24 protein-coding genes are annotated in these 26,773 nt (G+C 70.3%); 13 read left to right on the top strand and 11 right to left on the bottom strand.

Annotation, left to right across the window (positions count from 1 at the left end; all coding sequences use genetic code 11):
* Window positions 1–49: 49 nt before the first annotated feature.
* Window positions 50–1,678 (bottom strand): acyl-CoA carboxylase subunit beta, encoded by a 1,629-nt coding sequence (locus tag PLL68_RS04615; protein ID WP_324532084.1) that lies wholly within the window; start codon window positions 1,676–1,678, stop codon window positions 50–52.
* Window positions 1,679–1,701: 23 nt separating this feature from the next.
* Between PLL68_RS04615 and PLL68_RS04620 the strand changes: the two genes are divergently transcribed.
* Genes PLL68_RS04620 through PLL68_RS04635 form a run of 4 tightly spaced genes read left to right on the top strand, consistent with a single transcriptional unit; the run spans window position 1,702 to window position 5,292 of the window.
* Window positions 1,702–2,469, top strand: coding sequence for a biotin--[acetyl-CoA-carboxylase] ligase (locus PLL68_RS04620; protein ID WP_324532086.1), 768 nt, complete (start codon window positions 1,702–1,704; stop codon window positions 2,467–2,469).
* A 10-nt stretch (window positions 2,470–2,479) separates the two neighbouring features.
* Window positions 2,480–3,586: an adenylate/guanylate cyclase domain-containing protein gene (locus PLL68_RS04625; protein ID WP_324532088.1), complete on the top strand. Its 1,107-nt coding sequence runs from the start codon at window positions 2,480–2,482 to the stop codon at window positions 3,584–3,586.
* The gene (locus PLL68_RS04630; protein ID WP_324532090.1) at window positions 3,583–4,254 is read left to right on the top strand and encodes a response regulator transcription factor; all 672 of its coding nucleotides are present in this window, start codon (window positions 3,583–3,585) and stop codon (window positions 4,252–4,254) included. Before PLL68_RS04625 ends, PLL68_RS04630 begins: the two co-directional genes overlap by 4 nt.
* Before the next feature lie 6 nt (window positions 4,255–4,260).
* Window positions 4,261–5,292: a sensor histidine kinase gene (locus PLL68_RS04635; protein ID WP_324532092.1), complete on the top strand. Its 1,032-nt coding sequence runs from the start codon at window positions 4,261–4,263 to the stop codon at window positions 5,290–5,292.
* Window position 5,293: 1 nt separating this feature from the next.
* Here PLL68_RS04635 and PLL68_RS04640 read toward each other — a convergent pair whose 3' ends face one another.
* Window positions 5,294–5,770 carry a GtrA family protein gene (locus PLL68_RS04640; RefSeq protein WP_324532094.1) on the bottom strand — a complete coding sequence of 159 codons (477 nt, stop codon included), beginning with the start codon at window positions 5,768–5,770 and terminating at the stop codon, window positions 5,294–5,296.
* Window positions 5,771–5,809: 39 nt separating this feature from the next.
* Here PLL68_RS04640 and PLL68_RS04645 point away from each other — a divergent pair, with 39 nt between their 5' ends.
* Window positions 5,810–6,991, top strand: a complete 1,182-nt coding sequence (locus tag PLL68_RS04645; protein WP_324532096.1) for a 5-(carboxyamino)imidazole ribonucleotide synthase — start codon at window positions 5,810–5,812, stop codon at window positions 6,989–6,991.
* Window positions 6,988–7,545, top strand: a complete 558-nt coding sequence (purE, locus tag PLL68_RS04650; RefSeq protein ID WP_324532098.1) for a 5-(carboxyamino)imidazole ribonucleotide mutase — start codon at window positions 6,988–6,990, stop codon at window positions 7,543–7,545. The genes PLL68_RS04645 and purE overlap by 4 nt, the downstream gene beginning before the upstream one ends.
* Before the next feature lie 7 nt (window positions 7,546–7,552).
* On the opposite strand, the gene PLL68_RS04655 is transcribed toward purE, so the two are convergent.
* Together PLL68_RS04655 and PLL68_RS04660 are read right to left on the bottom strand one after the other, a co-directional pair.
* On the bottom strand, window positions 7,553–8,005 hold the full coding sequence (locus PLL68_RS04655; RefSeq protein ID WP_324532100.1) for a CoA-binding protein: 453 nt from the start codon (window positions 8,003–8,005) through the stop codon (window positions 7,553–7,555).
* A gap of 18 nt (window positions 8,006–8,023) precedes the next feature.
* Window positions 8,024–9,196: a nucleotide sugar dehydrogenase gene (locus PLL68_RS04660; protein ID WP_324532102.1), complete on the bottom strand. Its 1,173-nt coding sequence runs from the start codon at window positions 9,194–9,196 to the stop codon at window positions 8,024–8,026.
* Window positions 9,197–9,291: 95 nt separating this feature from the next.
* On the opposite strand from PLL68_RS04660, the gene PLL68_RS04665 reads away from it, so the two are divergent.
* Window positions 9,292–10,353, top strand: a complete 1,062-nt coding sequence (locus PLL68_RS04665; RefSeq protein WP_324532104.1) for an LLM class F420-dependent oxidoreductase — start codon at window positions 9,292–9,294, stop codon at window positions 10,351–10,353.
* Window positions 10,354–10,420: 67 nt separating this feature from the next.
* Window positions 10,421–11,587, top strand: a complete 1,167-nt coding sequence (locus PLL68_RS04670) for an acyl-CoA dehydrogenase family protein (RefSeq protein WP_324532106.1) — start codon at window positions 10,421–10,423, stop codon at window positions 11,585–11,587.
* A 36-nt stretch (window positions 11,588–11,623) separates the two neighbouring features.
* On the opposite strand, the gene PLL68_RS04675 is transcribed toward PLL68_RS04670, so the two are convergent.
* Entirely contained in the window at window positions 11,624–12,553 is a 930-nt protein-coding gene (locus PLL68_RS04675; RefSeq protein ID WP_324532108.1) for an LCP family protein, read from the bottom strand.
* Window positions 12,554–13,008: 455 nt separating this feature from the next.
* On the opposite strand from PLL68_RS04675, the gene PLL68_RS04680 reads away from it, so the two are divergent.
* The 5 genes from PLL68_RS04680 (at window position 13,009) to PLL68_RS04700 (ending at window position 21,077) form a co-directional block, all read left to right on the top strand.
* Window positions 13,009–14,529 (top strand): LCP family protein, encoded by a 1,521-nt coding sequence (locus PLL68_RS04680; RefSeq protein ID WP_324532110.1) that lies wholly within the window; start codon window positions 13,009–13,011, stop codon window positions 14,527–14,529.
* 133 nt (window positions 14,530–14,662) lie between these two features.
* Window positions 14,663–18,214 carry a CDP-glycerol glycerophosphotransferase family protein gene (locus PLL68_RS04685; RefSeq protein ID WP_324532112.1) on the top strand — a complete coding sequence of 1,184 codons (3,552 nt, stop codon included), beginning with the start codon at window positions 14,663–14,665 and terminating at the stop codon, window positions 18,212–18,214.
* The gene (locus PLL68_RS04690) at window positions 18,214–19,428 is read left to right on the top strand and encodes a LicD family protein (RefSeq protein ID WP_324532114.1); all 1,215 of its coding nucleotides are present in this window, start codon (window positions 18,214–18,216) and stop codon (window positions 19,426–19,428) included. The genes PLL68_RS04685 and PLL68_RS04690 overlap by 1 nt, the downstream gene beginning before the upstream one ends.
* A 100-nt stretch (window positions 19,429–19,528) precedes the next feature.
* Window positions 19,529–20,323 carry an ABC transporter permease gene (locus tag PLL68_RS04695; RefSeq protein ID WP_324532116.1) on the top strand — a complete coding sequence of 265 codons (795 nt, stop codon included), beginning with the start codon at window positions 19,529–19,531 and terminating at the stop codon, window positions 20,321–20,323.
* 4 nt (window positions 20,324–20,327) lie between these two features.
* A complete protein-coding gene (locus PLL68_RS04700; protein WP_324532117.1) occupies window positions 20,328–21,077 on the top strand; it encodes an ABC transporter ATP-binding protein in 750 nt (249 codons plus the stop codon).
* 25 nt (window positions 21,078–21,102) lie between these two features.
* On the opposite strand, the gene PLL68_RS04705 is transcribed toward PLL68_RS04700, so the two are convergent.
* From PLL68_RS04705 to PLL68_RS04730, 6 genes are all read right to left on the bottom strand, one after another.
* Window positions 21,103–23,073, bottom strand: coding sequence for a DUF6077 domain-containing protein (locus PLL68_RS04705; protein WP_324532119.1), 1,971 nt, complete (start codon window positions 23,071–23,073; stop codon window positions 21,103–21,105).
* A complete protein-coding gene (locus tag PLL68_RS04710; RefSeq protein WP_324532121.1) occupies window positions 23,070–23,435 on the bottom strand; it encodes a DUF2304 domain-containing protein in 366 nt (121 codons plus the stop codon). The genes PLL68_RS04705 and PLL68_RS04710 overlap by 4 nt, the downstream gene beginning before the upstream one ends.
* Window positions 23,432–24,118: a glycosyltransferase family 2 protein gene (locus tag PLL68_RS04715; protein WP_324532123.1), complete on the bottom strand. Its 687-nt coding sequence runs from the start codon at window positions 24,116–24,118 to the stop codon at window positions 23,432–23,434. The genes PLL68_RS04710 and PLL68_RS04715 overlap by 4 nt, the downstream gene beginning before the upstream one ends.
* 55 nt (window positions 24,119–24,173) lie before the next feature.
* Complete coding sequence (locus PLL68_RS04720) at window positions 24,174–24,989, bottom strand: glycosyltransferase family 2 protein (protein WP_324532125.1); 816 nt, start codon at window positions 24,987–24,989, stop codon at window positions 24,174–24,176.
* Window positions 24,986–25,855 carry a glycosyltransferase gene (locus PLL68_RS04725; RefSeq protein WP_324532127.1) on the bottom strand — a complete coding sequence of 290 codons (870 nt, stop codon included), beginning with the start codon at window positions 25,853–25,855 and terminating at the stop codon, window positions 24,986–24,988. The genes PLL68_RS04720 and PLL68_RS04725 overlap by 4 nt, the downstream gene beginning before the upstream one ends.
* Window positions 25,856–25,864: 9 nt before the next feature.
* Window positions 25,865–26,773, bottom strand: a 909-nt coding sequence (locus PLL68_RS04730) for a lipopolysaccharide biosynthesis protein (protein WP_502910667.1), incomplete at its 5' end; no start/stop codon positions are given.

The following is a 26,773-nucleotide window of genomic DNA, read 5'->3' on the forward strand; positions in this document are numbered from 1 at the left end:
GAAGAGGTCATAGGGCCGGGTCCCCCTGAGCTCTGAGCCTGCGAAGAGGTCATAGGGGAATGTTCCCGTGCTTCTTGGGTGGCAGCGACGCACGCTTGGTGCGCAGCGCCCGCAACGCCTTCGTGACGTTCATCCGGGTGTTCGACGGGGTGATGACGGTGTCGATGTACCCGCGCTCGGCGGCGATGTAGGGGTTGGCCAGGGCGTCCTCGTACTGCTTGATGAACGTGGCGCGGGCCTCCTCGACCGACTCTCCGCGCTCGGCGGCGGCCGCCAGCTCCTTGCGGTAGAGGATGTTGACGGCACCCTGGGCGCCCATGACGGCGATCTGGGCGGTCGGCCAGGCGAGGTTGATGTCAGCGCCGAGGTGCTTGGAGCCCATGACGTCGTAGGCGCCGCCGTAGGCCTTGCGGGTGATGACCGTGACCAGAGGCACGGTGGCCTCGGCATACGCGTAGATGAGCTTCGCTCCGCGGCGGATGATCCCGTCCCACTCCTGGTCGGTGCCGGGCAGGAAGCCGGGCACGTCGACGAAGGTCAGGATCGGCACGTTGAAGGCGTCGCACGTGCGCACGAACCGCGCGGCCTTCTCGGAGGCGTTGATGTCGAGCGTGCCGGCGAACTGCATCGGGTTGTTGGCCACGATGCCCACCGAGTGGCCCTCGACCCGGCCGAAGCCGACGACGAGGTTCGGGGCGAACAGCGGCTGGACCTCGAGGAACTCGCCGTCGTCGAGCACTCGGGTGATGACCTCGTGCATGTCGTAGGGCACGTTGGCGCTGTCCGGGATGATCGTGTCGAGGAAGCGGTCGTCGTCGGTGACCTCGAGGTCGTTCTCCTCGCCGAACACCGGTGCCTGCTCCATGTTGTTGCTCGGCAGGTAGGACAGCAGCGCCTTGACGTACTCGATGGCGTCGTCCTCGTCGGTGCCCATGTAGTGGGCGACGCCGGACGTCGTGTTGTGGGTGCGGGCGCCGCCGAGCTCCTCGAAGCCGACGTCCTCACCGGTGACGGTCTTGATGACGTCGGGCCCGGTGATGAACATGTGCGAGGTCTGGTCGACCATGACGGTGAAGTCGGTGACCGCGGGGGAGTAGACCGCGCCCCCGGCGCACGGGCCCATGATGAGCGAGATCTGGGGGATGACCCCGGAGGCGTGCACGTTGCGCCGGAAGATCTCGCCGTAGAGGCCGAGGGAGACCACGCCCTCCTGGATGCGCGCCCCACCCGAGTCGTTGAGGCCCACGACGGGGCACCCGACCTTCATCGCGAAGTCCATGACCTTCGTGATCTTCTCGCCGAAGACCTCACCCAGCGACCCGCCGAAGACGGTGAAGTCCTGGGCGAACACGGCGACGGTGCGGCCGTCGACGGTGCCGTACCCGGTGACGACGCCGTCGCCGTAGGGGCGGTTGCGGTCCTGGCCGAACGCGACCGAGCGGTGTCGGGCGTACTTGTCCATCTCGACGAACGACCCCTCGTCGAGCAACAGCTCGAGCCGTTCGCGGGCCGTCTTCTTGCCGCGGGCGTGCTGCTTCTCGACGGCGCGCTCGGATCCGGCACCCGCGACCTCGGCCACGCGGCGCTTGAGGTCGGCGAGTTTTCCGGCGGTCGTCGTGGTGTCGATGTCCTTCGGGACGTCGGTACCGCCGATGGCTTTGGTGTCGCTGGAGGGCATGGCCCGAGCCTAGCCTTGGGAGCGTGAGCCAGAACCCTGACCAGCGACCGCTCAGCGAGCGATCCGTCACACCGGGCGCGCCGTGGCCGCCCATCGAGGTTTTCGACCGCCTGGGGTCGACGAACGACGAGGTTCGATCGGCTCCCTCGCCGTGGCGCGTGGTCGTCGCGGAGGAGCAGGATGCCGGTCGCGGGCGTCTCGGACGGACGTGGACGACGACGCCGGGCACCTCCCTGGCCGTGTCCGTGTTCGTGCCACCTCCGGCATCCGGCCCGTCGTGGGTGCCGCTGCTCGCGGGTCTCGCCGTTCGCCGGGCCGTGGCCGAGGTGGCCGGCCTCGAGACGGCGCTGAAGTGGCCGAACGACGTGCTCGTCCCGGGCGACGGGGACCGCAAGCTCGCCGGCCTGCTGTGCGAGTGGATGGCCGACGGCGTGGTCGTGGGCCTGGGCATCAACGTGGACACCGCCCGCGAGGACCTCCCGCTCGACACGGCCACGTCGCTGCGAGCGGCGGGCGCCCCCGGCGTGGACCGCGCCGCGCTGCTCTCGGCCTTCCTCACCCACCTGGCCGCGCTGCTGCGCGACGACACCGGCCCCGGCGGCAGCGCGCAGGCGGCGTACGTGGCGGCCTGCTCGACGGTGGGCCGCGTCGTCGAGGTCCACCTGCCCGGGGGCGCCGTCGTCCACGGGATCGGGACAGGAGTTGACGCAGCGGGCAGACTGACGGTCCGGGACGAGACCGGCACCCAGACCGTGTCCGCCGGTGACGTCGTCCACGTCAGGTCGCGCTGAGAGGAGTTCCATGACCACCGAGGAGGTCAGCGGCGCCCGCGACCACCCCCTCGTCGAGGAGCTGCCCGGGCAGATCGAGCGGCGACTGCTCGGCCGGCCGGCCTCCATGGGCCGTCGCGAGGTCTCCGAGGGCGCCGGGGTCGAACCGGTGGTGGCGCGCCGCTTCTGGCACGCGATGGGGTTCCAGAACGTCGACGACGAGGACGCGATGTTCACCGAGGCCGACCTCGAGGCCCTCAAACGGGTGGCCCGCCTCATCGGCGACGGGGAGATCAGTGAAGAGCTCGCCCTGGGCATGACCCGTGCCTTCGCCCGCACGTCCGACCGGCTCGCGGTCTGGCAGACCCAGCTCGTGGCCGAGTCGCTCACGTCGCCGTTCTCCGAGGAGCTCGAGGGCAAGGACAGCCGTTCGGTGCCCGAGCCGCGCATCGCTGCCGATGCCGCCGAGCTGCTCGCGAACATCTGTGACGACATCGAGCCCCTGCTCGTCTACGTCTGGCGCCGTCACCTGACCAACGCGATCGCCCGCATGATCGCCGACGCAGACCCGGCCGTGCACTCCGACCCGTCCGCCCCCATCCGGGTCGTCGGCTTCGCCGACCTGGTGTCCTTCACCTCGTTCGTCCGCCGGATGAGCGAGCGGCAGCTGGCCCGGCTGGTCCAGCGGTTCGAGCTGTTGGCCAGTGACGTGATCACCGAGCACGGTGGGCGGGTGATCAAGACCGTCGGCGACGAGGTCCTCTTCGTGCACACGGATGCCGCGGCCGCCTCGGCGATCGCCCTCGACCTCGTGGACGCCATGGCCGAGGACGAGCTGCTGCCGCCCGTGCGCGTCGGACTGGCCCACGGCCGGGTGGTCTCCCGCCTCGGTGACGTCTTCGGTCTGACGGTCAACAAGGCGAGCCGGATCACCGCCGTCACCCCCTCCGGCCACGTCTTCGTCGATGAGGACATGGCCAAGGTCCTGCGCTCGGTGTCGGGCTTCAGCGCCACCGAGCGTCGCCGTCGGATGCTGCGCGGGATCGGCGTGGTGACCCTCCACGAGCTCCAGCGCGCCCCGGGCGGTCGAGGTCCAGCGCTCCGGGAGATCGACGCGCGACTACCATCGAAGCCATGACCAAGGTGCTGCTCGCGGAGGATGACCCCGCGATCTCCGAGCCGCTGGCCCGGGCGCTGCGGCGCGAGGGCTACGAGGTGGACGTGGTCACCGACGGGGAGTCCGCACTCGCGCAGGCGCTGTTGGCACCGGACCTGGTCGTGCTCGACCTCGGCCTGCCCAAGATGGACGGGCTCGAGGTGTGTCGCCGGCTGCGCGCCCAGGGGGGCACCGTCCCCGTGCTCGTGCTGACCGCGCGCGCCGACGAGGTCGACACCGTCGTCGGGTTGGATGCCGGGGCCGACGACTACGTGACCAAACCGTTCCGGCTGGCCGAGCTGCTGGCGCGTACCCGGGCGCTGCTGCGCCGTGGGGTCGTCGAACCGGCCGCCGACTCGCTGGTGCGCATCGACCCCGAGGGGCGGCGCGTCTTCCTGCGGGGCCAGGAGGTGCCCTTCACGGGCAAGGAGTTCGAGCTCCTCAAGCTCCTCGTCGCCAACGAGGGCAAGGTCGTCTCGCGTGAGCGCATCATGCGCGAGGTCTGGGACAGCGCTTGGTACACCTCCACCAAGACGCTCGACATGCACGTCTCGGTGCTGCGCAAGAAGCTCGGCGACGACGCGTCGCAGCCCAGCTACATCACGACGATCCGCGGGGTCGGCTTCCGCTTCGACGCCCCGCAGGAGTGAGCCCTCGTGCGTCGCCTGCTCGTCTGGACAGCCGTGCAGGCGGTCGCCATCAGCGGGGTCATCATCACCGTGGGGTTCTCGATCTTCATCCTGTGGCGTGACGACCCCAGCGAGTCGATCATCTCCGCAGGGCAGCAGACAGCACGTGAGGCCTCCTCACCCCTGCTCTCGCTCTGGGCCCACCTGGTCGCCCTCCTCGTCGCGACCGCCCTGGCGCTCGCCGTCGCCGCGTGGGTCGCGGACCGTCGGGCCCTGCGGGTCTCGCACTTCCTGCGGACGCTGGGGGAGCGGGCCGAGCGTCTGGCACCGGGGGATCCGCGCCCGGTCCCGCTGAACTCGGGGATCGAGGAGGTGGATCGCCTCGATGCGGCGCTGGCACGGGGGGCGCAGCAGGGTGCGAAACGGCTCGCCTCCGAGCGTGACTTCGCGGCGGACGCCTCCCACCAGCTGCGCACGCCGCTGACCGCGTTGCTCATGCGGCTCGAGGAGATCGCGAGCACCGACGACCTCACGGTCGTGGGGGAGGAAGCCACGATCGCCATCGGTCAGGTCGAACGACTGAGCCGAGTCGTCGACGACCTGATGAGCCGAACCCGCAGCGGGGTCGAGACCAACCCGGCGGTCTCCCTCGACTCGGTCCTCGCCTCGCTCCAGCGCGAGTGGCAGCCGGCCTTCGCCGCGGCCCGCCGCAGCATCCACGTGAGCGGTGAGCGGGGTCTGCGGGTGCGGGCGACCCCGGTGGCGTTGGCGCAGATCCTCACGACCCTGCTCGAGAACTCGCTGGCCCACGGCGCGGGCACCGTCGAGGTGGCGGCTCGTCGGTCCGGCCCGTCCGTCGTCATCGAGGTGAGCGACACCGGCGCGGGTGTCGCGCCGACCCTGGCGCCGCACATCTTCGAGCGAGCGGTGTCGTCCTCGGGTAGTGGGTTGGGGCTCAGCCTCGCTCGGGACCTGGCCGAGGCTGCGGGGGGACGGCTCGAGCTCGCGCGTGCCGTGCCGCCGTTGTTCGCCCTCTTCCTGTCGGTCAGCGAGGACTGAGTCAGATCTTCTCGCTGGCGAAGACGAAGCGGCGGTAGGTCCAGAACCGGAACAGCGTGCCGAGGCCGATCCCCACGATCGTCGCGACGTTGTCGGCCAGGCGGGAGGTGAAGCCCAGCCCGTAGTGCGAGAACGCCAGGGTGACCGTGGCGATCCCGAGGGCGACGATGTTCACGCCGAAGAACAGGGCCACCTCGTGGTGGGCCGGGCGGCTGCGGCGGTGCCGGAAGGTCCACTGCCGGTTGCCGACCCACGAGAACAGGGTCGCGACGAGGCCGGAGATGATCTTGGCGGTGGTGACCCGGTCCTCGAGGACCGTGTGCCACAGCAGGTTGGCCAGCCCGAGGTCGATGACGAAGGCGAGCGCCCCGATGACACCGAACTTGATCATCTCCCGGTAGATGACGTCCATCGCGCCTCGGGCCCACGCCATGAGTCGCGCAGGTCCGCGCGTCGGCGTGGAGGGGGGATGGGACACCGATGCAGCCTAACCAAGAGAGGTCGCTATTCTCGCTGGGTGACCACCCCACGTCGCGCTCCCGGAGGATTCCCCGTCGTCGGCATCATCGGAGGTGGCCAGCTCGCTCGGATGTGTGCCGGGCCGGCCGCCGAGCTCGGCATCACGCTCAGCGTGTTCGCCGAGGCCGAGGACGCCAGCGCCGCCCTCGTCGTGCCCAGCTCGCCGGTCGGTGACCACACCGTGGCCGAGGCGGTGCACGCGTTCGCCCAGCACTGCGACGTCGTGACCTTCGACCACGAGCACGTCCCCGCGCACGTCCTGGACCTCCTCGTCGCCGAGGGGGTCGAGCTGCACCCGCGGCCGGCTGCCCTGCGTTTCGCGCAGGACAAGCTCGCGATGCGTGAGCGGCTGACCGAGCTGGGCATCCCGTGCCCTCGCTGGACGCGCGCCGACGACGTCGCCGAGGTCACCGCCTTCGGGGATGCCGTGGGCTGGCCGGTCGTCGCCAAGACCCCGCGGGGTGGCTACGACGGCAAGGGGGTGCGGCTCGCGGCATCCGCCGACGACCTCGCCGACTGGCTCGAGCGGGCTGCGACGGACGGCACCGGGCTGCTCCTCGAGGAGCGGGTGCCCTTCGTGCGGGAGCTGGCCGTGCTCGTCGCCCGCAGCCCTTCGGGGCAGGCCGCGGCGTGGCCGGTCGTCGAGACGGTCCAGACCGACGGCATCTGCACCGAGGTGCTCGCCCCGGCCCCGGGGCTGGACGCCGACCTCGCAGCCGACGCGGTCCACGCCGCGCTGCGCCTCGCCGGCGAGCTCGACGTCACCGGGGTGCTGGCGGTCGAGATGTTCGAGGTGGTGGATGCCGGTGGGCCGGCGTTCCGGGTCAACGAGCTCGCGATGCGGCCCCACAACTCCGGCCACTGGTCGATGGACGGTGCGATCACGGGGCAGTTCGAGCAGCACCTGCGGGCCGTCCTCGACCTCCCGCTCGGCTCGCCCCGACCGCACGAGCGCTGGACCGTCATGGCAAACGTCCTCGGCGGTGACTACCCGGACCTGTACCCCACGTACCGGCACGTCATGGCGAGGGACCCCGAGGCGAAGGTGCACATGTACGGCAAGGGAGTTCGCCCGGGGCGCAAGATCGGGCACGTCAACATCAGCGGCGACGACCTCGCCGACCTGCGTGAGCGCGCCGCCCACGCCGCCGACTACATCCAGGGAGTGGTGACCGAATGAGCCGACAGGAACAGGGCGCCGAGGTCACCGGTCAGGTGCCCGTGGTCGGCGTCGTCATGGGGTCGGACTCGGACTGGCCGGTCATGCAGGCGGCGGCCGCTGCCCTCGACGAGTTCGGCATCGCCTGCGAGGTCGACGTCGTCTCGGCGCACCGGATGCCGCAGGAGATGGTGGGGTACGGCGCCAGCGCGCAGGAGCGCGGTCTGCGCGTCATCATCGCCGGAGCCGGGGGAGCGGCCCACCTGCCGGGCATGCTGGCGTCGGTCACCTCGCTCCCGGTCATCGGGGTGCCCGTGCCGCTGAAGTACCTCGACGGCATGGATTCCCTGCTGTCCATCGTGCAGATGCCGGCGGGGGTGCCGGTCGCGACCGTCTCCGTCGGCGGGGCGCGCAACGCCGGCCTGCTCGCCGCGCGCATCCTCGGTGCCGGTGAGGGGCCTGAGGCCGCGCGGATCCGCGACGCCCTCACGACCTTCCGGGGCGCACTTCGTGACGAGGCGCACGCGAAGGGTGCGGCGCTGCGCGAACGGCGCGCCGACGGCATCCGCGACTGACGACGCGTCAGCGCTGCATGCCCTCGCTGCGCACCTTGGGCCACTCGTGCCTGGGGCACGTGTCCATCACGACGTCGAGGCCAGCGGCCCGTGCGCGCTCGGCGGCAGCCGCGTCGACCACGCCGACCTGCATCCACACGGCATCGATCCGCAGGCGGTCCTTGTGCGCGATCGCCTCGTCGACGACCGCCCCGACGTGTTCTGAGCTGACGAAGCAGTCGATGACCTTGACGTCCTGGTCAGGGATGTCGGCGATCGAGGCGTAACCCCGGGCGCCGTGCACGGTCTCGGCCTTGGGGTGCACGGGGATGATCGACTTGCCGAGCTCGACGTGCAACCACTGGGAGATCCCGTACGCGACGCGGTCACGGTTGGCGGACAACCCCACGATGACCCAGGTTCCCGGGTCCATGAGCAGCCCGCGGACGAGGTCGGGGTCGTTCTGGTGCTTCAGGCCCATGCCGACATCATGCCCCGGTCAGTCGTTGCCGAACAGGTCGCGCGTGTAGACCTTGTCGGCCACGTCGCGCAGCTCGTCGACGAGGCGGTTGGCGACGATGACGTCGCTGCGGCTCTTGAGCTCGTCGAGGTCGCGGACGACCTCCGAGCCGTAGAAGCGGTCGTCGCTCAGCTCGGGCTCGTACACGATCACCTCGATGCCCTTGGCCTTGATCCGCTTCATGACGCCCTGGACGCTGCTGGAGCGGAAGTTGTCCGACCCTGCCTTCATGATCAGGCGGTGGATGCCGACGACTCGGGGCGCCCGCGCGACGATGTCGGCGGCCACGTAGTCCTTGCGCGTCGTGTTCGCCGTGACGATGGCGCTGATCAGTGTCTGGGGGACGTCGGCGTAGTTCGCGAGCAGCTGCTTGGTGTCCTTGGGCAGGCAGTACCCGCCGTAGCCGAACGACGGGTTGTTGTAGTGCGTCCCGATCCGCGGGTCGAGGCCGACGCCCTCGATGATCTGGCGGGTGTCCAGGCCGTGCGTTGCGGCGTAGGTGTCGAGCTCGTTGAAGAACGCCACCCGCATCGCGAGGTAGGTGTTGGCGAAGAGCTTGACCGCCTCCGCCTCGGTGCTGTCGGTGAGCAGTACCGGCACGTCGTCGTCGAGCGCTGCCTCGGCGAGCAGCTGGGCGAACCGCTCACCCCGTGGGCTCTGGTCGCCGACGACGATCCGTGACGGGTGCAGGTTGTCGTGCAGCGCCCGGCCCTCACGCAGGAACTCCGGCGAGAAGATGATGTTGTCGGTGCCGAGGCGTCGGCGCAGGCCGGCCGTGAAGCCGACCGGGATCGTCGACTTGATGACGGCGGTGGCGTCGGGGTTGATGGTGACGACGTCGGAGACGACCTGCTCGACGCTGCTCGTGTCGAAGTAGTTGGTGCGCTCGTCGTAGTTCGTCGGCGTGGCGACGACGACGTACTCGGCGCGCGAGTAGGCCTCGTGCTTGTCGTTGGTCACCGTGAGCCGCAGGTCGGAGCGGGCCAGGCGCTCCTCGATGTCGGGGTCGGCGATGGGGCTGCGTCCCGCCCTGATCTGCTCCAGACGGCTCTCGTCGATGTCGAAGGCGACGACGTCGTGGTGCTCCGCGAGCAGGACGGCGATGGACAGACCGACGTAGGACGTCCCGACGACGCAGATGGTTCGGCTCATGTCGCCCCACGATACGGGGCGGCGAGTTGCGTCGACGACCGCGGCGGAGTTGGCTGGGGGCGTGCGCTCGTGACACTGCCCTCGAGAGGATCACCATGAAGTTCGGCCTGTTCATCCCGCAGGGGTGGCGTCAGGATCTCGTCGGCATCGACCCGGCGCAGCACTGGGGCGTGATGGCTGGTCTCGCCCGGCGGGTCGACGGCAACCCCGACTGGGAGTCGATCTGGGTCTACGACCACGTCCACACCGTTCCCCGTCCGATCGAGGAGACGACGCACGAGGCCTGGTCCCTCATGGCCGCCTTCGCCGGGGTCACGGGTCGGGTGCGACTGGGCCAGATGTGCACGTGCATGGGGTACCGCAACCCGGCCTACCTCGCGAAGGTCGCGGCGACGGTCGACGTCATCTCGGAGGGACGCCTCGAGATGGGCATCGGCGCCGGCTGGTACGAGCACGAGTGGCGCGCCTACGGCTACGGCTTCCCGAGCGCGGGGGAGCGGCTGCAGGCGCTGCGCGAGGGCGTCGAGATCATGCAGCAGATGTGGACGACCGGCTACGGGAACTACGCCGGGGAACACTTCACCGTCGACGGGGCCATGTGCTTCCCCCGGCCGCTGCAGGGCGATTCCGCGCCGGGGAGCCCGCGCAACGGCATCCCCGTGTGGATCGCCGGCGGAGGCGAGAAGAAGACGCTGCGGATCGCCGCGGAGTACGCCGACTACACGAACTTCTCGGGGATGCCGGAGGAGTTCAGCGCCAAGAGCGAGATCCTCAGGGCGCACTGCGCTGACGTGGGGCGCGAGTTCGAGGACATCGTGCGCAGCGCCAACTTCAACGTCGTCATCGGCCGCGACGACGCGGAGGTGCAGGAGCGGCTGGCCTGGATCCGTGACCACTACACCTCGGCGGGCCTGCCGGAGGACGTCGTCGAGTCGACCGTGAAGTCGTTCGCCGACGGTCCGCTCGTCGGCACACCCGAGCAGATAATCGAGGCGCTGGTGGACCTGCGCTCGCGCGGGATGACGTACGCCATCACGTACTTCGTCGAGCAGGCGTACGACCTGTCGGGTGTGGAGCTGTTCGAGCAGGCCGTCATCCCCGCGTTCATGGAGCGCGAGCAGCACGGCGGGATGTGGCACTTCCTCCACGGTCGTTGAGATGCCGGTCAGGTGAGACACGCGACCCCGGACGGCCATCGGTATACCGATCGGTACCATGCCTGTCATGAGTGGCAACCCCGACTTCGACACCTACCGGCTCTCCGAGGACCACGAGGCGATTCGTGAGGCCGTCCGCGCCGTCGCGCAGGACAAGATCGCCCCGTGGGCGGCCGCGGTCGACGAGGAGGCGCGCTACCCCCAGGAGGCGCACGACGCCCTCGTCGCGAGCGACTTCTTCGCGCCGCACGTGGGGGAGGAGTACGGCGGCGTGGGTGCCGACGCGCTCGCGACCTGCATCGTCATCGAGGAGGTCGCCCGGGCCGATGCCTCCGCCTCGCTCATCCCGGCGGTCAACAAGCTCGGGTCGATGCCCGTCATCCTCGCGGGCAGCGAGGACCTGAAGACCCGCTACCTCACTCCGCTCGCGGCGGGGGAGACGACGTTCTCCTACGGGTTGTCCGAGCGGGAGGCCGGCTCGGACACCGCGGCGATGCGGTGCAAGGCGGTGCGCGACGGCGACGACTGGGTGCTCACGGGGCAGAAGTCGTGGATCACCAACGCGGGGGTCTCGCAGTTCTACACGGTGCTCGCCGTGACCGACCCTGACGGCCCGCGCGGCAACAACATCACCGCGTTCGTCGTGGAGAAGGACGACCCGGGGTTCACCTTCGGGGAGAAGGAGCGCAAGCTCGGCATCAAGGGCTCGCCCACCCGTGAGCTGCACTTCGACCGCACCCGCATCCCGGGTGACCGGGTCGTCGGTACCGTCGGCGGCGGGCTCAAGCTCGCACTGGCCACGCTGGACCACACCCGCGTCACGATCGGCGCCCAGGCCGTGGGCATCGCCCAGGGGGCGCTCGACCAGGCCGTGGCCTACGTCAGGGAGCGTCGCCAGTTCGGCAAGGCGGTGGCCGAGTTCCAGGGCGTGCAGTTCATGCTCGCCGACATGGCCATGGAGCTCGAGGCCGCCCGCCAGATGGTCTACGTGGCCGCCGCGAAGTCCGAGCGCGGGGACGCCGACCTGCCGTTCTTCGGTGCGGCAGCCAAGTGCTTCGCCTCCGACGTCGCCATGAAGGTGACCACGGATGCCGTCCAGCTGCTCGGCGGCGCGGGGTACACCCGCGACTTCCCCCTCGAGCGGATGATGCGCGACGCGAAGATCACCCAGATCTACGAGGGCACCAACCAGGTCCAGCGGATCGTGATGGCCCGTCAGCTCCTGAAGGGCTGAGCCGGCCAGCTCGTCGTCGCGGGAGGGCGTCGGGGGTCAGCCTCGTGGCCGACCGTCGGTGCCCTCGGGCGGGCTGTCGATCGGTGTGCCCTCGCGCAGCATGGTGAACAGGGCACCGGCGCGCTCGTCGTCCCAGATGACCGAGCTGCCGGCCCTCGTCGTCGTGTTCGTCGACGACAGCGGCACGACGAGGCTCAGGGCCTGGTCGGACGAGACCTTTCGCATCGTCGACAGGATCCGGTAGGAGTCCAGCAGCGAGGTGTCCTCGCCCACGACGACGCTTGACGTCGCCGTGTGGGTGAAGCCCCACCAGCGCCAGGGGAGGAGCACCGTCGACGGTGTCGCGGCCTGCTTCATCACGGCGCCGAGGAACTGACGCTGCCGTTCCGCCCGGCCGAGGTCGCCGCGAGGGTCGGAGTAGCGCGCTCGGACGTAACCCAACGCGTTCTTGCCGTCCAGCTCCTGGCAGCCGGCCTTGAGGTCGATGTGGGCCTTGGCATCCTTGATGTCGTTCTTCACGCACACCTCGACGCCCCCGAGGCTGTCGACCACGCCGGCGAATCCGCCGAGCCCGATCTCGACGTAGCCGTCGATGGGCAGACCCGTGGCCTCCTCCAGCGTGGCGACGAGCAGGCTCGGGCCCCCGATCGCGAACGCCGCGTTGACCTTGTTGTCCTTGTGCCCGGGGATCGGCAGGAAGCTGTCGCGGGGGATGGAGATGAGCACCGGTTTGCCCGACCCGCTCGGCGTGTGCACGAGGATGATCGAGTCGGTGCGGCGCCCCTCGGCGTCACCGCCCACACCGATCGCCTTGCGTTCAGCAGCAGTGAGCCCCTCGCGGCTGTCCGAGCCGACGAGCAGGTAGCTGCTTCCGCTGGCGTCCGCCGGCCGCTGCGTCGTTGGAGTGGTGTCCTCACGGGCAACCTGCGACCAGGCGTGGATCGGGGTGACCACGATGAAGACCACCCAGGCCGCGACCGCCGCCAGGACCAGCCGCGACAGGCGCCGCGCCCGTCCGGACCGGGGCGGTCGGGTCGAGCGCGGGGTGCGAGGCCCGCGCGGCGGGGTCGGGGGCGTCGGTCGGCCGGGCGAGACGGGCCGACCGAGTTCGTCGTATGCCGTGTGGCCCGGGTTCGGGGCCGTGGCTGCGCGTCGAGGCTTTGCTGTCGACGTCGGGGCGGGGTGGCTGGCCCGTCGGGTGTCGACGACGTAGACGTCCTCGTCGGCCGGTCTCCCTGGGCGCCTGCCCTGGGGGATCGGCCGTGCGTGGTCGTCGTTCATGTCGTGGAGTGCTCTCGGGCTGGGGGGTCACGTCGGCACCAGTCTGCCAACGGAGTCTGGGATCTGCCTGATCGCAAAATGCTCCCGACGGCGGCGCGCCTCGGTCGCCGCGGCGACGACAGGCCTGATAGTAGGCAGTCATGGGATCACAGAGCGGCTCCGCGGTGCTCGATCGCACCGCGACCGAAGCGCCGATCCGAGTTGACACCCGCACCACGGGCGACCCGCGCCGCGACCGCCGCCGCGCCTACGCGCTGCTCGGCCTCACGGTCGTGCTGCCCGGCTCGGCCCAGCTCGCGGTCGGCAACCCGACCCTCGGGCGCTTCGCCCTCAGGGGCTGGTTCGGGGTGTGGGCGGGTGCCGCCCTCCTCGGCCTCCTGGCAGTCGTCAACCGCACGGCGGCGCTCACGGTGATCACCCACCGGTGGTTCCTCGCGGTGCTCCAGGTGGTGCTCTTCGCCATGGCCGCGCTGTGGCTGGGGCTCCTCGTCGACGCCTGGCGGATCGGTCGCCCCGACCGGCTCGCTCGAACCGACCGGCGTCGCCTGCTCGTCGCCCTCGTCGTCCTGCTCGTCATCCTTCCGGGGGGCACCGCCTACGCCGGCGTCAACGTGGGGGCTGCCCGCACGGCGATGACCTCGGTGTTCGGTGCCGGGGACGCGGCCGGAGCCGTCGACGGCCGGTTCAACATCCTCCTGCTCGGCGGGGACAGCGGTCGCGGGCGTGAGGGCCTGCGACCCGACAGCATCCAGCTGGCCAGCGTCGATGCCGAGACGGGACGGGCCGTGCTGTTCGGCTTCTCCCGCGAGACGGAGCACATCACGTTTCGACCCGGCTCGGTCATGGCTGGGCTGATGCCGCAGGGGTGGACCTGCGGTGACGAATGCCTCCTCAACGGCCTGTACACCTGGGGGCGTGACCACGCCGATGAGTTCCCGGCCGGCACGAAGGACCCCGGCCTGCTCGCGACGACCGAGGCGGTCGAGGCGCTGTCCGGCCTCGACATCCAGTACCACGTGCTCGTCGACCTCAAGGGGTTCCGCAGCCTCGTCGATGCCGTGGGTGGCCTGGACATCACCGTGCAGCGACGCACGCCGATCGGCTCGCAGGCCAACATCAAGGGCTGGATCGAGGCGGGGGAGCGGCACCTCGACGGCCACGACGCGCTCTGGTACGCCCGGAGCCGGGCCAACTCCACGAACTACGAGCGGATGGCCCGCCAGCGTTGTGTCGTGACCGCGATGATCCGCCAGCTCGACCCGCAGACCGTGGTGCTGAACTTCGGCGACATCGCCAACGCCACCAAGGGCGTCTTCCAGACCGACATCCCGCAGGGCGCGCTCGCGACCCTGGGTGACCTGGCCGTGAAGACCAAGCAGCAGAAGATCACCTCGGTGAACTTCGTGCCTCCGCTCATCAAGCCGTGGGACTACGACCCGGCCGTCGTGCACGCTGCGGTCGACAAGGCCATCGCACGGTCCGAACAGGCCGACGAAAAGGCGGCCGAGGAGCCTGCCGCGGGGCCGGAGGCGTCCACGGCATCCGGTGGTGGCGCGAAGGCGTCGGCGACGGAACCGAAGAAGCAGGCGGTCATGGATCGTCCCGGTTCGGACCCGGATGCCGACACCTCGGACCTCGCGAGCGTCTGCTCGGCAGGCTGACGCCGTGATCGGTGCGAGCAGGCCTCGGCGCCGTGGCGGCGACTCGCCACGATTCCCGCAACCGCGACTCACTTTGGAATACTGAACGACTGTGCGAGACCACCCAGCAGCCCCTTCCCGTCCGCGGCTGAGTGTGGTGGTCCCGATCTACAACGTCGAGGACTACCTCGTGTCGTGCCTGGAGTCCCTGGCCGACCAGACCTTCAGCGACCTCGAGGTCCTGCTCGTGGACGACGGATCCCCCGACCGATCGGGGGAGATTGCCGACGAGTTCGCGCAGGGACGTCCGGGGTGGCGGGTCCTGCACGTCGAGAACGGAGGCCTGGGGCGGGCGCGCAACATCGGACTCGATGCTGCGGGCACCGAGTTCGTGACGTTCGTGGACTCCGACGACGTCGTCCCACGTGATGCCTACGAGTTGATGATGCACGCCATCGAAGGCAGTGGCAGTGACATCGTCAGCGGCGGTGTGCTCCGCTACGACGGAGCCCGTACCCGCCCGTCCGGACTGCACCGCCGGGCGGTCCCCGAGACCCGCATCGGCACGCACGTGCGGGCCATGCCCTCGCTGCTGTACGACACCACCGCGTGGAACAAGATCTTCCGGCGAGAGTTCCTCGTCGAGCACGGGCTGCGTTTCCCCGAGGGCGTCCTCTACGAGGACATCCCCTTGACGGTGCCAGCGCACTTCCTGGCCCGGTCCGTGGACCTCATCGAGGAGCCGGTCTACCTCTGGCGCGAACGCCAGACCGCCGAGCAGTCGATCACCCAGCGTCGGGCCGAGAGCCGCAACCTCATCGACCGGATGGCTGCGGTCTCCTCGGTCAACAGCTTCCTCGAGCGCACGGGCGAGGTCGACGGCAAGCGGCTGCACGACGAGAAGGTCCTGACCCTCGACATGCCGCTCTTCCTCGACGTCCTGCACGAGGGCGACGAGGAGTTCGCCGAGACCCTCGTGCGGGTCTTTCGTGAGTACCTCGCCGACGTCGACCCGGCCGTGATCGCCAAGCTCCCACCGCGGCGCCGCCTTTCGTACCACCTCATCCGGGAGAACCGCACCGCCGAGCTCGTGGAGGCCCACCAGCTGCAGGTGCGCGGTCCCAGGCCCGAGGTCGTCCGTCGCGGAGTCCGCCTGTACGTGCAGCTGCCCTACTTCGGGGACTCGTCCGTGGGTGTCCCGGACTCGGTCTACGAGGTGACCCGCTCGCAGCGGCTCGTGACCGGCATCCGTGATGTGCGATGGAAGGGCTCCTCCCTCGAGATCGACGGGCACGGCTACATCGATGGGGTCCCGGACATCGGCCCGGGGACGACGGTGCACCGGATGCAGCTGCGAGTCGTGGGCTCCAAGGCCGAGCGCCGTTCCGTGCGGGCGCGGCGGGTGCGCCGGGTGGACATCACCGGCCGGGCCAGGAACCGGGCGGTCAACTACGACGGTTCGGGCTTCCTTGCCCGGGTCCCCGCAGCCGACCTCGTGCTGCCCGACGGCAAGGATGCCGTCGAGTACGAACTCGTCGCCCAGGTGGCCGCCCCAGCAGCTCGACGGGGGTCGGTCGTCGGCAGCCCCGAGTACTCCCGTGCCCTGCACCCGCCGCGCGGTTGGGCGCCCGACGGCGTCCTCGTCGTTCCCGGCTACCGGGGCAAGAAGATGCGGATCGCCGCCCGCAGGGCTCCGGTCGTCGTTCGCGACGTCGTGGTCGAGGGCGAGGAGGTGGTGCTGACCCTGCGCGCGGCCCCGGGCACCCAGCTACCTGACTCCTACGTGCACCTGCGTCGCCTCGACGCCTCCGAAGGTGTCACGGTCCGCGTCGACCGGGAAGGTGCGACGGGGACCGCGCGCATCCCCGCCGAATCGCTCCACGTCACCTCGCGCTCGCTCGCCGAACGCCACTGGCGTCTGTGGCTGGCCGTGGCCGCGGCGGACGACCCGCAGGACGCGTCCGCCGTCGTCGACGAGCTCGTCACGGTGGCCTCCTCGACCGAACGGGAAGCCCCCCGGAGCCTGCGGATCAACGGTCGCCACGTCGGCCCGCTCGACGTCGACCCCGAGGCGGGCGCCGGACGGGCCCGGCTGCACGGCCGACTGCTGCAGCTGCGTGAGCGCGGCGTCACCGGGGCGGTCCTCGTCGACGGCCCGCTGCGACCACTGCTCACCGACTTCGCCTTCACGCCGGATGGGCTGGAGCTGCACGGAGACACCGAGGACGTCGATCTCGATCAGCTCGTCCTGCTCTCTCGCTCGGACCGTCTCGAGGTGCCCGTCGAGGTGCTCGGTGGGACGTGGCGCGCACTCGTGCCGGCCACGGGTTCGCCGGGGCAGCCCTGCCTGCGCTGGCTGCGTCCCGGACGCTGGAGCGTCCTCGCCGGGGTGCACGGGGATGACGAGGCGACGCTCGGGGTGCACGTCTCGGCTGGTGCCGAGGCGCACCTGTCCGACACGGGCGGCGAGAAGGTCGTCGTCGTGTTGCGCACCTCCCCGTCCCACGAGCTGGGGCTCGTCGTCGACGGGGGCGGGGCGTGGAGGGACCGCGGCGCGTTCAACCAGAAGATCGCCCGCCGAGTGCACTACCGACTCGCGCGGCGGCTCCCACTGACGGACACGGTCTTCTTCGAGGCGTGGAAGGGGCGGCAGTACTCGGACAATCCCCGTGCCATCTTCGAGGAGCTCGTGCGGCGTGGGGACGGGCGCCGTCAGGTGTGGGCGGTCGAGCACCACGGCGTCGAGGTGCCCGATGGTGTCGAGACGGTCGTCGTCGGCAGCCGCGAGTACTTCCACACCCTCGGTCGCGCACGCTGGGTGGTCAGCAACGACTCGATGCCCAAGCACTACGTGAAGCGCCCCGGCACGGTCTACGGCCAGACCTGGCACGGAACCCCGCTGAAGCGGATCGGCTTCGACATCGAGAACCTGCAGATGGCGAACAAGAACTACCTCACGCAGTTCGCCAAGGAGGTGGCCACCTGGGACGCGCTCGTCTCCCCGAACGCCTACTCCACGCAGATCTTCCGCCGGGCATTCCGCTTCGACGGACGGGTGCTCGAGACCGGCTACCCACGCAACGACGTCTTCCACCGGCCGCAGGAACGTGCCGCCCGCACGGCGCAGGCCGCAGCCCGGCTCGGCATCGAGCCCGGCAAGCGGGTCATCCTCTATGCCCCCACGTGGCGGGACAACCAGTACGACAGGTCAGGCCGCTACCAGTTCGCGATGAAGCTCGACCTCGAGCGGATGCACCGCGAGTTCGCCGACGACGCCGTCCTGCTGATCCGCGGGCACCAGCTCGTCGCCGACAGCGTCGACACCTCGATGTTCGGTGACTTCGCGCGCAACGTGTCCCACTACCCCGACATCAGTGACCTCTACCTCGTCGCCGACGTGCTCGTCACCGACTACTCCTCGGTCATGTTCGACTTCGTCAACACCGGACGGCCGATGCTCTTCTTCACGCACGACCTCGAGGCGTACCGCGATGACCTGCGGGGGTTCTACATCGACTTCGAGGCCGAGGCCCCGGGACCGCTGCTCACCCACACCAACGACGTCATCGACGCCCTCGGTGACCTCGACCGGGTGGTCGCCGAGCACGCCGGGCGGTACGAGGCCTTCCGGCAGAAGTTCGCCTCGCTGGAGGACGGCCACGCCGCCGCGCGCTTCGTCGACCAGCTCCTCACGGACGGCAGCTGATGCTCACCAAGTCGTACTCGCTGCTCAACTTCCTCAACCGGTCGCACTCACCCGCGTTCCGGTACGGCATCGGGGGAGCGGCGTATGCCGGGACCCTCGCCGTGACGGGGCGCCCCTCGATCGCCCGGCTCGTGCGCACCCAGTTCGTGGAGGACGAGACGAAGTACGCGTTCCGTCTGGCGGGGTGGGTACTGCGTCGCGGGTGGCCCCAGGTCGAGACGGTGACCGACGACTTCTTCGACTTCACGCTCGGGGCGACCCCGGCCGACCTCGAGTCGCTCGAGGCGTTCATCGCGCACCGTCGTGACGCGTTGCCCGAGCACCTGTGGCGGGCTGACGACCTCTTCGTGCGGGCGGCTCGCATCCATGCCCAGTTGGATGCCGGCGCCCGGGACATCGGCGCGTTGCGCGAGGACTTCCGGGCGCACGCCGACGACCTGTTGGCGCTCATCAGCTCCGCCCAGGGTGGGCCGTCGGCGCCGGCATCCGACCGAGAGGGTGACTTCTCCGTCGATGACGCGCGCACGGCCCTGGTGGACCTCGCGGATGCCCTCCCGGTCCAGCAGTGGCGCTGGTACGTCATCTCGGGGACCTTCCTCGGCATCGTCCGCGAGGGTGGGTTCCTCGCCCACGACTACGACATCGATGTCGGGGTCACCTTCGACCCGCAGCACCCGGAGGTCCTCGATGACCTCGTCGCGGCCTTGCGGCGCTCCCCGCGCTACGTCGTCAAGAAGCTCGACGACGCGCAGACCGTCGTGGAGGTCGAGCCGGGGCGGTTCACGGTCGAGCGCGCGCCTGCGCTCGTCAAGCTCATCCACGAGAACGGCATCAACGTCGACGTCTTCGTGCACCACCTCGAGGGCGATCGGCTGTGGCACGGGTCCTCGATCCACCGCTGGGAGAACAGCGCCTTCGACCTCGCCGACTACATGCTCGCCGGGGTGCCGGTGCTCGGCCCCGCGGATGCCGACCGCTACCTCACGGAGAACTACGGGGACTGGCGTACCCCGGTGACGCAGTTCAACTGCACGACCGGTACGCCCAACCTCGTGATCACCCGGTCCTTCCGCTCCGTGGCGCTCTTCCTCACCCGCCTGGCGCACTTCGCGCACGGCGACCCCGGCGAGTACGCACGTCTGCGCGCGACGCTGATCCAGGATGGGATGCTGCGCGACGTGGACGGCATCCTCGTGCTGGAACGCGACATCTGATGTCGCCTCGTCCGCGGGCGGGTCGTGGTGCCGTATCCTCGCGACGGCGCCTGCACGGGCGCTGGTCGTTCCCCGCCGACGCCGAATCGAGGTCCCCGCGTTGATCAAGCGGATCACGGCGGTGTGGCAGCGGCGCGAGATCCTCGGGACCCTCGTCCAGCGCGACCTGCGGGTGCGCTACTCGCGCAGCGTGCTCGGATACGTGTGGACCGTGCTCGACCCGCTGCTCATGGCGAGTGTCTACTTCGTCGTCTTCACCTTCATCTTCAAGGCCGGCCGGGTCGCCGACACCCCGTACTTCCTCTACCTGCTCTCCGGCCTGCTCGCGTGGCAGTGGTTCACCGGGGCGGTGACGGACACGACGAAGAGCCTCATCCAGGAGGCCCGCCTCGTTCGCTCGACGAACCTTCCCCGAGAGGTCTGGGTCATCCGGTGCGTCATCGCCAAGGGGGTGGAGTACGTCCTGTCCTTGCCCATCCTCGTCGGCTTCGTCATCTACTACCTCGTGAAGGGCAGGGTGGACCTCGACTGGGAACTGCTGTTGTTCCCCCTCGGCGTCGGACTCCAGTTCCTGCTGCTCGTGGGGCTGGGGCTCATCCTCGCCCCGATCACCGTGCTCGCCACCGACATGCAGCGCGTCGTGCGCATCTTCCTGCGCTTCTTCTTCTACCTCTCCCCGGTGCTCTACGGCCTGCACTCGGTGCCCGATCAGCTGCGGGCGGTGCTCGTCCTCAACCCCCTCAACGGCATCCTGTCCCTCTACCGTGGCGGCCTGTTCGAGCGATCGGTCTCCTGGGTCGACGTCGGGGTGAGCGTGGCGATGTCCCTGCTGTTCATCGTCGTCGGGTTCTGGACGTTCTCGCGGCTCGAGCGCTCCGTGCTGAAGGAGATCTGAGCGAATGAGCGTGGTCATCACGGCGAAGGACGTCGGGGTCGAGTTCTACACCTCGCGCCGCCGCAAGATGCAGGTGCGCGACCTGCTGTTCCACGGTCGTGCGACGACGTCCACGGACACCTTCTGGGCGCTGAAGGACATCTCCTTCGAGATCACCAGGGGCGAGGCGGTGGGCCTGGTCGGGGGTAACGGCAGCGGCAAGAGCACCCTGCTCAAGACGATCGCCGGGGTGCTCCTGCCCGACCGCGGCACCGTCGAGGTCAATGGGGGGGTCGCCCCCCTCATCGAGCTCACGGGAGGTTTCCGCGGCGAGCTGACCTGCCGCGACAACCTCTGGGTGCAGGCCGGCCTGCACGGGCTGTCCAAGGCCCAGATCGAGGAGCGCTTCGAGGACATCGTCGACTTCGCCGGCCCGCAGGTTCGCGCGGCGCTCGACCGGCCGTACCGCCACCTGTCCTCCGGGATGCAGGTGCGGCTCGGTTTCGCGGTCATCTCCTCGCTCGACGAACCGATCTTCCTCGTCGACGAGGTGCTCGCGGTCGGTGACAAGGCCTTCCGGGAGAAGTGCTACACCCGGATGGAGAGCCTGCTGTCGGAGGGGCGGACCCTCTTCCTCGTCTCGCACTCGGAGCGGGACCTCAAGCGGTTCGGGACCAGGGGCCTGTACCTGCGACAGGGGCAGCTGGTCCTGGACGGGCCCATGGACGAGGTGCTCGACCGCTACAACGAGGACCAGGGGACCCAGCAGCGCTGAGGGTTCCAGCGGGGCCGAGCGCGGCTCAGCGGCGCAGGCAGGTCAGGTTGTTGATGACGCCGACCACCTCGAAGCCGTTGGCCTCGAGCAGGTCGATGGCGCGTCCGCGGGAGGTGCCCACGCAGGCGGTGTCGACGCCCACGGCGTCGAGGTCGTCGCCGATGGTGTCCGTGCCGGGGGTGCGCTCGTCGGCGAACTCCTGCAGCTCCTCGCGGCTGCCGGCCTGCGCCTCGGGGGTGCCGGCATACGTGGGCAGGTAGGCGCGCCGGGCCGAGACGGGTTGCACGTCGACCGTGAGGGCTGCGAGCACGCGTGAGGTGTCCCAGGGAGCCAGGGCGATGTCCCCGGGTTGGCTGACCTGCTCGATGAAACGGGCCTCGCTGAGCGCTCCCCGCGGCACCTTCCAGGCCATCGGGGAGACGAAGCGGGCGTTGTTGCCCTCGGAGCCGACCCAGCGACCGCCCACGAGCGGAACGAGCACGACGAGGAGCATGGCCAGCAGGCCTCCGACGGCGCGTGGCCATCCGCGCGGCAGGAAGAGCGCGGCGGCGCCCACGAGACCCGCCACGAGGAGGGGGATGGGCACGACCCACCACATCCGCCACACCACGGAGGTGAGGCCGATCCCCTCGAGGATCCCGCGCACCGGAGGAAGCAGCATCACCCCGGCGGCGGCGAGCGATCCGATGGCAGCCGTGCGCAGCCCCACCTCGCGAAGGCCGAGGATGCCGAGGCCCAAGGCCAGGGCGGAGACGACGTAGATGCCGTGGCGCCCCGGCACCGTCATCAACGGGTCCCCGGCTCGGCTGGCCGCCAGGACGAATCCCTCGACGTCGAGCTGGGCCTTCGTCGGTGAAGGGGTCGCGAACACCAGGGTGGCCAGCCCGGCGATGATCGGGTACACCACCCACAGGCTCAGCCGCACCGCACCGCGGATCTCGCGCAGGGCGAGCGCGGCGAGCACGAGTCCCCCGACGAGAACCGGGACGAGGAAGACCGCGGTGTTGGACATCCCCACCGCAGCGATGAGGGAGGCGCCGAAGAGCAGGTGCGCTCGGGCACTCCCGCGACGGATCAGCTCGACACCGAACAGGATCACCAGCGGGATGACGATCGACACGAGCATGGACTTGCCCTGCCACATGCGGACGGCGAAGAAGTTGCCGAAGCTGTAGCCGCTGCCTCCCGTGGTCCACAGGAAGCCCAGGGCGGCCAGCAGCGCCACCGGACCGGCGGGGATCCTGGCGGCCGTCACGATGCGGGTCAGGACGAGCACTGCCAGAGCCGTGGCCAAGGGTGGCACGAGGACGTACGTCGCGGTGCCGGCCTCGATGTGCAGCACGCGGGCCAGGGCACCGATGAGGCCCTCGATCGAGTGGACCGGAGGCGAGTGGGCTCCGAGCGCCGGGTAGACGTCCGGGCTGATCATCGTGTCCCGAAGCGGGAAGCGACCCTGTTCGGCGACCCATGCCGAGAGATTGACGAAGTAGGCGTCGTCGCCGTCTGGTCGGGCGATGATGCTGGCCAGGGCGGCACTCACGAGGGCGCCGACCCAGCCGACCGTCCACGTCCGTGGGTCGGCGGCTGAGGCGTCGTCGGATGCCGGGCCGCCGGTCGCCGCCGCCTGTCCCGCCGGTGGGGCGCCGCGACGGGCCGTCACGGCGAGCGCCGTCACGGCGGTGAGGACGGCGAGCGCGAGCGCCGGGCCCCTCATGCCGTAGGCGCCGAGCGCCGTGGCGACGACGGTCACGCCGAGGACCGCCAGGGACACTGCGGCGCCTGGTACGGGGGCCACGACGGAGTCGTTCGAGGTCGTCGTGTGGGACAGGAGCACCAGGGTGCCGGCCCCGATCAGCAGGGCGACGACGAGCGTGGGCGTGGAGGGCAGGCCGACGGCCAGGGCGACCTGGTAGACCACGGTCCAGACGGCGAAGAGGACCAGGGCCGCGGTGACCAGCGAACGGCCGGCCCGCTCGAGCAGGGGTCCCAGGGTCATGCGCGAGGGTCGTCGGGGTGGTTCGGTGGAGCCGGTGCATCTGACAGCGCGATCCTGCGGGCGAGCCGCGTGTAGTTCGTCTCGAGGTCACGAAAACGCAGGTAGGTCGTCACCGTGAAGCTGAGGAACGCCACGACGAGCGCGTAGAGCACGAGGTCGGCACCCCGACCGACCCCGACCTTCTGGGCGATCTTGGTCCACATGTCGGGGAAGAGGATCGAGACCGCGGCGAAGGCCGCGAAGACGACCAGTCCGATGCGCCGGATCGCCTGAGCCCTGGCACCGCGTGACCGGAAGAGCCGTGCCACCACGAGCACCACGAGGGTGATGAGGACGACCTGGATGATGACGACGGTGCTCACCTGAACATCAACTCCACGAGGATGTTGACCGAGTTCCACAGGGACTGGCCCTTGGACTTCGAGTAGTCGGTGTAGAGGATGTGTACCGGGCTCTCGCCGTAGGGCACCTTCATGTCGCCGATCTGGGCAACGATCTCGGAAGCGTGCGCCATCCGGTTCTGGGTGATGTCGAGCCGCTCGACGACCTCGCGGTGCAGCAGTCGCAGGCCGTTGTGGGCGTCCGTGAGCCTGGTGCCGGTCGTGACGTTGGTGTAACCCACCGCGAGGCGCAGGACGATCTTCTTCATGAAGCTCGGGGTCGTGCGGGAGTCGAGGAACCTCGAGCCGAAGACGACCCGCAGGTCCTCGGTGCGGGCCTTGTCGAGCATGGCGAGGACGTCCGAGACCTGGTGCTGGCCGTCGGAGTCGAAGGTCACCACCCAGCGCATCGTCGGCACTCCGAGCGCATACTCGAATCCGGTCTGCAGGGCGGCCCCCTGGCCGAGGTTCACGGGATGCCGCACGACCATCGCCCCGGCGGATGCCGCGGCATCCGCCCCGTGGTCCGATGACCCGTCGTCGACCACGACGATGTTCGGGAAGGTCTTGCGGGCGTCACGGACGACGTCGGCGATCACGGTCTCCTCGTTGAAGAGGGGGACCACGAGCCAGACGTCGTCGTTGGTGCGGTGCGCGCTGCTCATCGTGGACAGCCTACGGTGATCCGGGTGCGTGCTCCCGGCGACGCACGGTGGGCGGTCACCACCGCTGTGCCCGGGCTTCGCGAGCCCACCACCGCAGGCCCTCGTACTTCACCCGAGCCACGTGCCCGCGCCGACGTCGACCGGTGGCTGCGTGCTCCGCGTGGCGCAGCACCGCGCTGGGGACGTAGCGCACGGTCAGGCCCAGGCGGGCACACTCCCGGCCGAACCACAGTTCCTCCCCGAACAGGGCGAACGGGTAGTCGCACGAGCCGCCGGCCGCGAAGAACGCCGGGGTCAGCACGATGCACGACCCGTGGCCCGCGAAGACGGTGCTGCCGGCGTCGACCCCGGCCACGGTGCGCGAGCTGTGACCTTCCTTGCGCAGCAGGAGCAGGTCGGTGAGCGGTGGGAAGCGGTGGATCGCTGCCAGGGCTCGCAGCCAGCGCGCCGACGGAGGGTGCACGAGGTTGGGGTTCTGGTCCTGACCGAGGCTGCCGATGATGCTGGGAGCGAGCCACCCGGCATCCGGGAACGCCTCGACCTGTTCGATCAGGTCGTCGACGACGCCCGGGTCGGCGAGCAGGTCGCAGTTGGAGAGCACGACGGGGCGGGTCGTGTCGACGTGCGGCAGGGCCCGTTGCAGCGCCGGCAGGTACCCGGGGTTGTCCTCGAAGGAGAGCACCCGGACCCGGCGGTCGCCGGCGAAGGCTGCGGTGGCCTCGTCGGTGTCACCCGGCCGGTTCGCGCACAGCACGATGTCGACGGGTGAGCCGGCGCCCAGGGAGTCGACGAGGCGCACGGCGTCGTCGACGCCCCCGTAGGAGACGATGACCCAGGTGAGCACGGGCCCGCGCCCGACCCCGCCGCTCATGGCGTGCCCGTCGCGCCCGAGGCGCCGGTGTCCCTCGGGGGAGTGCCGGACCCCCGGCGGAAGAGCACGGCGTAGACCCGCTTGAGCAGGGTCGGGGGGATCACCCGAAACGTCCCGCGGACGACCATGTTGCGCGCCAGCAGGACGTTGCCGATCGTGCCGGTGTCGCGCAGGCGCCGCTGGACCTGCCACTCGTAGGGCAGCATCCGCCACCCGCCGCGGCGCGAGATCATGCCGTCACCGGCGTTGAAGAGCACGAGGGGCTCATCGAGGTTCTCGGCCCGGGCGCCGGCCGCGAGCATCCGGGCGAACAGGTCGTAGTCCTGCATGTAGCGCAGGTCGGCATACCCGCCGACCTCGAGGGCCAGCTCCCTGCGGAAGACGGCCGTGGGGTTGTTGATCGGGTTGTTCAGTCGCATGCGGGCGGCGATCTGCTCGTGCGTGCGCGGGTTGCGCCGCAGGCCGACGACGTGGTCGGGGGAGCCCTCGAACTCGAGCATCGAGGACCCGACGACGTCGAGGTGGTGATCGCGCACGGCATCCATCTGGCGCTCGAGGCGGTGGGGGAGCGAGACGTCGTCGGAGTCGTGGCGGGCGACGAACTCCCCGGACGCCAGTTCCAGCCCCCGCGCCGACGCGAGACCGCTGCCGACGTTGGTCGGGAGCCGTTCCACCCGGATGCCGGGGTGCACCGCGGCGGCCGCCGCGAGCGCGTCGTCGAGCGGCTGTGGCACCGGGCCGTCGACCACGACGAGGAACTCGTCGGGAGTCCGGGTCTGGCCGGTGATCGAGGCGATGGACCTCTCGAGCTCCTCGACCGAGGTCCCGTGGTAGGTCGTCATGAGCACGGTGAGGGTCGGCGGCACGCGTCGATCCTAGGCGGTCGGGGTTCCGCCCGACCCCCGGACCGTGGCCCACAGCGCGGCGACCTCACGACGGTTGAGGGCGAGCCAGACGGCACCGAAGAGCAGCGCGGCCCCCACCTGGGCCACGGCACCACCCACCCCGTCGACCGAGCGGGCGAGAGCCGCGAGGACGACGACGAGGGCGATGCCCCCACCGAGTCGCGCGGCCAGGTCCAGCCACCGGTGCCGCTCGACCCACCACACGGTCGCAAGGGCGCCCAAGGAGGCGGCGCCTGCCCCGACGAGGTAGCCCAGCGCGACCCCGGTCGTGCCCAGACGCGGTGCGAGCACGGGCCACACGGCGAGACTGACGACCAGGCCACCGAGGTTGAGGTATGCGACGGCCCGCGGTCCACGGGCCCGGGTCGACTGCAAGGTGGTGGCGGCGCCGAGGGCGATCGAAGTGAGCATGACGGCGAGGAGCAGCACCGGCAGGATGCCTGCTGCGGCGCGGTACTCCTCCCCCCAGACGAGCGCGATGCCCAGCGGGCTGACGATCACGAGCACCCCGAACAGGCCCACGAAGATCGCGGTGAGCCGGCGCGCGATCGCGTCGCTCTGCGCGTGCACGGCGGCGCGGTCACCACGCCCGGCGGCGGCCACGAGTGGGGGGACGAGAACCGTGCTCAGGGCGATCGAGAGCATCGACGCCGGGGTGGCCAGGGTCAGGGCGGCCGCGAAGTCACCGGCCTCGGCCGGCCCGGCGACGGAGTGCGCGACGAGCTGGGAGAGCTGCAGCAGGCCACCACTGGCGAGCCCGCTCACCGCGCCGAAGAAGACGAAACGGTCGATCTCGCGGCGCAGTGGGGCCTCGACCCGAGCAGCGACCCGGGCCGGCCACGACGCGACCGCGAACAGGGCGTAGCCCAGGGTCAGCGG

It is taken from the genome of Ornithinibacter sp. (genome assembly GCF_035443565.1).
GTDB lineage: Bacteria > Actinomycetota > Actinomycetes > Actinomycetales > Dermatophilaceae > Fodinibacter.